This is a genomic window from Mycobacterium sp. (assembly GCF_049281135.1).
GTDB lineage: Bacteria > Actinomycetota > Actinomycetes > Mycobacteriales > Mycobacteriaceae > Mycobacterium.
Map to the genome: position 1 here is coordinate 1 of NZ_JBAPRN010000754.1, position 5,314 is coordinate 5,314.

The window sequence follows — 5,314 nt, forward strand, 5'->3', positions numbered from 1 at the left end:
GTGTCGAGGTGGCGGTGTCGCGAGCAGGCTCGCTGGCCGGTGTCGACCTGCTGGAGCCGACGGCCCGTCAGACCGCGGTGCAGGTGGCCTGGGGCGGGCAGCTTCGCGGCGTCATCACGCTGGCCGACCAGATCAAGCCCGGCAGCGCCGCGGCGATCGCCGACCTCAAGTCGATGGGCATCACCCCGATGCTGCTCACCGGCGACAGCGCCGCGGTGGCCCAGCAGGTCGCCGACGCGGTGGGCATCGCGCCGGCCGACGTGATCGCCGATGTGCTGCCGACCGAAAAGGCCGACGCCGTCAAGCGTTTGCAGGCGCAGGGCCGAACGGTGGCCATGGTCGGCGACGGCGTCAACGACTCGGTGGCACTGGCCGTCGCCGACATCGGCATGGCGATGGGCAGCGGCGCCGACGCCGCGATCGACGCGGGCGACCTGACGCTGATGCGCAGCGACGTGCACACCGTGCCGACCGCGCTGCGACTGTCGGCGCGCACGCTGCGCACCATCCGGATGAACCTGTTCTGGGCCTTCGCCTATAACACCGCGGCTATCCCACTGGCCGCGATGGGTCTGCTCAACCCCATGATCGCCGGCGCGGCGATGGCCTGCTCGTCGCTACTCGTGGTGACAAACAGCTTGCGGCTCAAGCGGTTTGATGCTCATAGCCAGGCGAGCTCGCTGGGTAGCTGCTGACGCCAGAACGCTTCGTCGTGTCCACCGGGCCAGAAACCACCGGCTGGAGGGGTGCGCAGCTGGGCGATGAACTGGTGCGTGGCCGGGGCGAATTGGTCATCGTTGCCGCAGTCGATCCGCAGCGGAATCGTCGACAGTGCCGGCGATCCGAAGACGGTGTTGTGTGTCCAGTCGTCGTAGCTGTCGAATGCGCCCAACGTGCTGGCGGTGTAGGACTGGTACAGCGCCGGGCTGACGGCGCAGATCCCGGCAGTGCGGGCCGGACCCAGCCGGGCGCCCAACAGCATTGCGCCGTAGCCGCCCATCGACCAGCCGATGAAACCCACTCGGGTGATGTCCAGGTTCATCGTCGACAGCATCGGGATCAACTCGTTGAGCACCATCGCGCCCGCGTCCTCGCCGCCGGCCCGCCGATGCCAGTAGCTGTCGCCGCCGTCGACCGCAACGACCGCGAACGGTGGTCGGCCCGACTTGACCATCGCGGCGAGTCCCTCTTCGACGCCGAAGCTCATCACCTGCTTGGCGCTGCCCCGCACGCCGTGCAGGGCGATCACCGGGCGGAGCGGCGCGATCTGACCGGGCGGCCTGGCGATGACGTAGTTGGTCAGGATGCCGCCGCGGGCCGCCGAGACGAACGAGCCGGACACCTTGGTCGGCATTGGAGCGGGAGGAGCGGGGGGAGCGGCTACCGGTTGTGCAGGCGGCCCCGCCGGCGCTGCGGGATCGAAGGGGCTGGGATCGGCGGGCACTTGGGTGGGATCGACCAGGGCGCCGAACGTCCAGATTCCCGCTGCTCCCGCGACGGCACTGGCACCTAGGCGCAGCGCAGCACGGCGGGAGAGCTCAGGCACGAGCGACATATTGCCGTCCTGGTCAGTGGCGCACACAGAGCCACGCCGTGCTCCTAGACAACATGGCGGTCACATTTTGCCAACGCGACAATTGCACTTGGTACAAAGTGCGAAATATGTAACACTGTTCCTCATGACCGAGCTGAGTGAGTCTTCCGCCGGGCAGACCGCCGACGCCCTGCCGCTGGGACCGCAGTCGCTGGTGTGGCGCTACTTCGGCGACAACCGGATGTTCTTGATCGGGCCGCGGCCCGCAGTGCTGCAGAACATGCTCGCCGAGCTCGGGCAGGGCGTGCTGGACCACTCGGTGTTCTTCAGCGACACCTCGGCGCGGATCAAGCGCTCACTGCCGCCGATCTTCAAAACCGTCTACGGCTCGGACGACGACAACACCGGTCAGCAGGTCCGCGACTTCCACCACCAGATCAAGGGCGAAATGCCAAGCGGGGAGCGGTATCACGCCCTGGACCCCGACACCTACTTCTGGGCGCACGCCACCTTCGTCGAGCAGGTACTCTACTTCGCCGACACCTTCGTCAAGCGGCTGACCGACGAGGAGAAGCAGCAGATCTATCGCGAGTCGAAGACCTGGTACCGACGCTACGGCGTCAGCGAACGTCCGATGCCGGCTGACTACCACGAGTTCGAGCGGTACTGGGATCACATGATGGAGCGCGTCATGGTCGCGCACCCCACCGCGAAATACGGTGTGGGATACGTGACTAAAGGATTTCCCCGCCCGAAAGGTGTCTCGCCGCTGGCCTGGCGGGTGCTGGCGCCGGTGTTCAATCCGGTCGCGGGGTTCCTGACCACCGGCGGCATGCCGCCGCGGGCCCGCACTCTGCTCGGCCTGCCCTGGAGCGAGCGGCAGGAACGCCGCTATCAGCGGTTCGCTGGGGCGTGGCGGTCTCGGCCGGTGAACTGGCTGTGGGACCATCTGCCGATGCGACTGCGCTACAACGGATTTGCTCGAGCGGGCTATGCCAGGGGATGACGCGGCCACCCAGGCGATCCTCGACGCCGCCGTCGTCGAGTTCGAGCAGCATGGCTTTCGGCGGGTCGCCCTCGACGACGTGGCCCGCCGCGCCGGAGTCAGCCGAACCACCATCTACCGGCGTTTCGCCGGCCGCGACGAGCTGGTCGCCGCCGTCATCGACCGCGAGAACGCGGTGCTTTTCGCCAACATCGCCGAAGAACTGAAAAGCCGCAGGCCACAGTCGAATTACTACGTCGAGGCGTTCACCCTGTCGATCGTGCGGTTCCAGCAACACCGCGTGCTGACCCGGATGCTCGCCGACGAGCCCGGCCTGATGCTCGAATTGGCCCACCGGCACTGGAACGCCGCCGTCGAGCGGATGGCGGTCGCGCTGCGGATGATCTTCCCCGACGGCTTCGCTGAGCAAATCGGCGCCGAGGCAGTCGATCAGCTGGCTGACACCATCCTGCGTTATGCGGCAATGCTGTTGTTGTTGCCGACCCGCGAATCTCTTGCTGACGCCGAGGACATTCGGGCTTTTGCCACTACACACTTCCTGCCCAGCCTGCCTGCGGCACTGCGCGCCATACCGGTATGAATCGAGCGCGGCCGCAAGAGTAGGTGTTAGCGTCCCGTCATGGCGCCGACCTCCGAGACGAGCGGCGCCGCGGCGCTACGCGGGGGACTCTCGCAACGGCAGCTGAACATGATTGCGCTCGGCGGTGTCATCGGCGCGGGCTTGTTCGTCGGGTCCGGCGTCATCATCGGCGAGACGGGGCCCGGCGCGTTCATCACCTACGCGCTCTGCGGGGTGTTGGTCGTCCTCGTGATGCGGATGCTCGGTGAGATGGCCACCGCCAACCCGTCGACCGGGTCGTTCGCCGACTACGCCCGGCAGGCGTTGGGCGGCTGGGCGGGCTTCTCGGTGGGCTGGTTGTATTGGTATTTCTGGGTGGTCGTGGTCGGCTTCGAGGCCATCGCCGGCGGCGCCGTGCTGTCCTACTGGATCAACGCGCCGCTCTGGCTGCTGTCGGGGGTCCTGATGGTCGCGATGACGGCGACCAACCTGTTCTCGGTCGCCGCCTTCGGTGAGTTCGAATTCTGGTTCGCTGGAGTCAAAGTCGCGGCGATCGTGGCGTTTCTGACCCTGGGCTCGCTGTTCGTCTTTGGATTCTGGCCGCGGCACGGCCTCGACTTCAGCAACCTGACCGCGCACGGCGGCTTCTTCCCGAACGGGGTCGGCACGGTATTCGGTGCCGTCTCGGTGGTCATCGGCGCGATGGTAGGTGCCGAAGTGGCCACCATCGCCGCGGCTGAAACCGCGAATCCGGAACGGGCGGTCGCGCGGGCGACCAAATCGGTGGTCGTGCGGATCGTCATCTTCTACCTCGGATCGGTGTTCCTGCTCGCGGTGATCGTGCCGTGGAACGCCGAGCGGCCAGGGGTGTCGCCCTACGTTGCGGCTTTGCAGGAGATGGGAATTCCCGCTGCCGGGCACATCATGAACGCGGTGGTGCTCACGGCCGTGCTGTCGTGTCTGAACTCCGGGCTCTACACCGCGTCGCGGATGCTGTTCGTGCTGGCCGCCCGCGGCGAAGCACCGATGGACTTGGTCAAGGTAGGCCGACGCGGAGTGCCCTACCTCGCGATCCTCGTTTCGTCGATCGTGGGCTTCCTCTGCGTGATCGCGGCGTGGGTGGCCCCAGGGGCAGTGTTCACCTTCCTGCTGAAATCATCTGGCTCCCTTGTTCTTTCGATCTACTTGTTGATCGCGATTTCTCAGATCGTGCTGCGCCGACGCACCCCACCCGCCCGGTTGCGGGTGAAAATGTGGCTGTTTCCCGGATTGTCGATCCTCACGGCGGCCGCACTCGTCGGCGTGCTGGTATTGATGGCGTTCGACCCCAACGCCCGCGTGGAGCTGTGGCTGGGTCTGCTCTCCTGGGCGGTGGTGTTGGCGTTGTACTTCGTGCCCAGACGGCGGCGTGGGCCGGCCAAGGCCGAGGCTGCGACGCACCAGCCGACCGGCCGGGCGAACCGCGTTCTGGTGCTGGCCAACAAAAACGTCTCTACGAGTGAGCTTTTCGACGTGCTACGCCGCGTCGACGCCCAACAGCGCGCCGAGTACTACATCTGCGTGCCGGTCAACCCGGTCGACACCGGCCAGGCCGAGCGGACCGGCCCGGTCTTCGTCCTCGACGCCACCGTCACGGCGGCGCAGGAACGTCTCGACGCCATCCTGACCGCGATGCATGGCATCGGGCTGTCCGCCGCAGGCGAACTCGGCGACTACCGGCCGCTGCGGGCGCTCGACGCCGCGGTGGATCGCTTCCGGCCCGACCAGCTGGTGGTAGCCGAGGCCCGCTCGGCGTGGCTGCGCCTCGGCATGGTCGACAAGGTGCGGGCCACCTATCCGATCCCGGTCATCCACGTGGTGCCCGGGCAATCGGCCCTGAGCTCGGCCTGATCTGTCCGATGGCCACCACACCGCAACTGCAACAAGGCTTGTCGCAACGGCAGCTGATGATGATCGCCATCGGCGGGATCATCGGTGCCGGGTTTTTCGTCGGCTCTGGCGTGGCTATCGGGAAAGCCGGTCCCTCCGCGGTCCTGACGTATGTGGTGTGCGGCGCGCTGGTCATCCTGGTGATGCGGATGCTCGGTGAGATGGCCACCGCCAACCCGTCGACCGGGTCGTTCGCCGACTACGCCCGGCAGGCGCTGGGTGGCTGGGCGGGGTTCTCCGTCGGTTGGCTGTATTGGTATTACTGGGTGATCGTCGTCGGCTTCGA

6 protein-coding genes are annotated in these 5,314 nt (G+C 67.0%); 5 read left to right on the forward strand and 1 reads right to left on the reverse strand.

Annotation, left to right across the window (positions count from 1 at the left end; genetic code table 11):
- Nucleotides 1–695, forward strand: a 695-nt coding sequence (locus WAN02_RS29935; protein WP_422269008.1) for an HAD-IC family P-type ATPase, incomplete at its 5' end; no start/stop codon positions are given.
- Here the strand turns inward: WAN02_RS29935 and WAN02_RS29940 are convergent.
- Nucleotides 662–1,555, reverse strand: a complete 894-nt coding sequence (locus WAN02_RS29940; protein ID WP_422269009.1) for an alpha/beta hydrolase — start codon at nt 1,553–1,555, stop codon at nt 662–664. The genes WAN02_RS29935 and WAN02_RS29940 overlap by 34 nt on opposite strands.
- 124 nt (nt 1,556–1,679) lie before the next feature.
- Between WAN02_RS29940 and WAN02_RS29945 the strand changes: the two genes are divergently transcribed.
- The 4 genes from WAN02_RS29945 to WAN02_RS29960 all read left to right on the forward strand — a co-directional run.
- Nucleotides 1,680–2,540 (forward strand): oxygenase MpaB family protein, encoded by an 861-nt coding sequence (locus tag WAN02_RS29945; RefSeq protein WP_422269010.1) that lies wholly within the window; start codon nt 1,680–1,682, stop codon nt 2,538–2,540.
- On the forward strand, nt 2,527–3,120 hold the full coding sequence (locus tag WAN02_RS29950) for a helix-turn-helix domain-containing protein (RefSeq protein ID WP_422269011.1): 594 nt from the start codon (nt 2,527–2,529) through the stop codon (nt 3,118–3,120). Before WAN02_RS29945 ends, WAN02_RS29950 begins: the two co-directional genes overlap by 14 nt.
- Before the next feature lie 39 nt (nt 3,121–3,159).
- Nucleotides 3,160–4,989, forward strand: a complete 1,830-nt coding sequence (locus tag WAN02_RS29955) for an amino acid permease (protein ID WP_422269012.1) — start codon at nt 3,160–3,162, stop codon at nt 4,987–4,989.
- A gap of 8 nt (nt 4,990–4,997) precedes the next feature.
- The coding region (locus WAN02_RS29960) for an amino acid permease (RefSeq protein WP_422269013.1) at nt 4,998–5,314 on the forward strand (317 nt) is incomplete at its 3' end.